Source organism: Bradyrhizobium sp. P2_E8 (genome assembly GCF_056403875.1).
Window position 1 is genome coordinate 1 of record NZ_JBFUES010001147.1, and the last position, 2,177, is coordinate 2,177.

1 protein-coding gene and 1 pseudogene are annotated in these 2,177 nt (G+C 66.2%); one reads left to right on the forward strand and one right to left on the reverse strand.

Annotation, left to right across the window (positions count from 1 at the left end):
• Positions 1 to 514: 4-hydroxy-tetrahydrodipicolinate synthase (dapA, locus tag AC1D00_RS37860; RefSeq protein WP_477014187.1), on the reverse strand; the 514-nt coding region annotated here is incomplete at its 3' end.
• A 281-nt stretch (positions 515 to 795) separates the two neighbouring features.
• Between dapA and AC1D00_RS37865 the strand changes: the two are divergent.
• A pseudogene (locus AC1D00_RS37865) lies at positions 796 to 2,177 on the forward strand (lytic transglycosylase domain-containing protein); the annotation flags it as partial.

The following is a 2,177-nucleotide window of genomic DNA, read 5'->3' on the forward strand; positions in this document are numbered from 1 at the left end:
CCATGCTGGCGGTGGCGTCCTTGACGCCGGCGATGTTCTTCAGCTCCCACAGCCGCTTCATGGTGTCGACCGACATGTCGATCACCGAGCGCGGCGGGATGTTGTAGATGATAATCGGAATCCCGATCGCATCGTTGATCGCCTTGAAGTGCTGGTACATCCCTTCCTGGGTCGGCTTGTTGTAGTAGGGCGTCACTACCAGCACGGCGTCCGCGCCCGCCTTCTCGGCGTGCTGGGCCAGCTCGATCGCCTCCTTGGTCGAGTTGGAGCCGGCACCGGCAACCACGGGCACGCGGCCCTTGGCCTCCTCGATGCACCACTCGACGACCTTCTTGTGCTCGTCATGGCTGAGCGTCGGGCTCTCGCCGGTCGTGCCGACCGGGACCAGGCCGTTGGTGCCCTCGGAAATCTGCCAGTTGACCAGGGAGCGGAACGCCGCCTCGTCGAGCGAGCCGTTCTTGAACGGCGTGACCAAGGCGGTGAACGACCCCCGGAATTTCGTCTTGGCTGCCATGGACTTCCTCCGTACGCGGCGAGTTTTGAGAGCAAGCCCCATTCATATCGGGTCTATCCGGCCGGTAAAAGGGCCGCTCCCGTGCGACGCACCGTTTAGGCCGCGATTTTGCCGCGGTGATGGTGCAAACCCGCCCGCGGTAAGCGGCTGTTGGTATTTTGTCCGCATATTCAATCAAATTCAGCTAGATCTTGAGCCACTTGACTGATTCGGGGCGACGAAACGCCGTGACCTCATTTCCTCGCGCCACATGGCGATCCACCGGTCTGGCCGTGTGCCTGATGGCGGGCCTGTCGGTCGGCTGCGCCGCCTGGGCCAAGTCCAATGAGACACCTGCCGAAGGCGCCAAGGACACCGCGAAGCCAGCCGCCAAGGACGCCACGAAGGGATCCGGCAAAGGATCGGCCAAGGACACAGCGAAGGAAACAGCCAAGGAAACAGCCAAGGGAACCGGCAAGGACACAGCGAAGGCCGCGAGCAAGGGGGCGGCTGGCGCCCCGGCCAAGGATGGCGCGAAGAAACCCGCCCAGAATGCCGGCAAGGATGCTGGCAAGGAACCCGCCAAGGACAAGCCCAAGCCTGCGGCAGCGGCGCCCGCGCCGAAATCGCAGCCGACCGCCAACGGCTCAGCCCCCAAGGCCGCCCCCGCGCCGGCCGCAACGGCCACCGTCAGACCTGCCGCCGCTCCGGCCGCCAAACCGATCGCAGCTCCCGTGCTGGTTCCCGCGACCCGCCAGCACGCGACGCCGCGCAAGCCGGTCACGCCGGCCRCGGTCGCTGCGACCTCCTCGACGTCGCAAGCCGACAAGGACACGCTCGAGAACGTCATCGACCTCGTGCGCAAGCGCAAGGCGGCCGACGCCACCAATTACGCTGCCTCGATCTCGGATCCCGTCGCGCGAAAGCTCGCCGAATGGATCATCCTGCGCAGCGAGGACAACGGCGCAACCGTGGAACGCTACCGCGCCTTCCTCTCCGCCAATCCAAGCTGGCCGTCGCAGACCTTCCTGCGCCGCCGGCTCGAGGCTGCGATGTGGGACGACAGGCGCGACGATTCAGTTGCGTGGTCATGGTTCGAGAACGAATCCCCAGTGTCCGCCAAGGGCCGCTTCACGCTCGCCAAGGCGATGCTGGCGCGCGGCGACCGCGCCAATGCCGAGCGGCTGGTGCGCGAGGCCTGGCGCAGCGATCCGATGTCGGAGGACACCGAGAACAACGCGCTCGACCAGTTCGGCGCCCTGCTGACGCCGGGCGACCAGAAGGCGCGGATGGACACCCTGCTCTACGGCAGCGAGAACGAGGCCGCGCTGCGCGCCGCAAAACGTCTCGGCGCCGGCTATGTCGCGCTCGCCAAGGCCCGCATCGCCGCCGTCAAGAAGGCGCCGAACGCGCACGCCTTGCTCGACGCGGTGCCGCGCGAGCTGCACAACGATCCCGGCTTCATCTTCAGCAAGATCCAGCTCCTGCGCCGCGAGGAGAAGTTTGCGGAAGCGGCCCAGCTCATGCTGTCGGCGCCAAAGGATCCGAACCGGCTCTACAATCTCGACGAATGGTGGATCGAGCGGCGCCTGCTCGCGCGCAAGATGATCGACACCGAGGAATTCCGCAGCGCCTATCTGATCGCGCGCGATGCGGCGCTGCCCTCGCGCGACATCTACAAGAC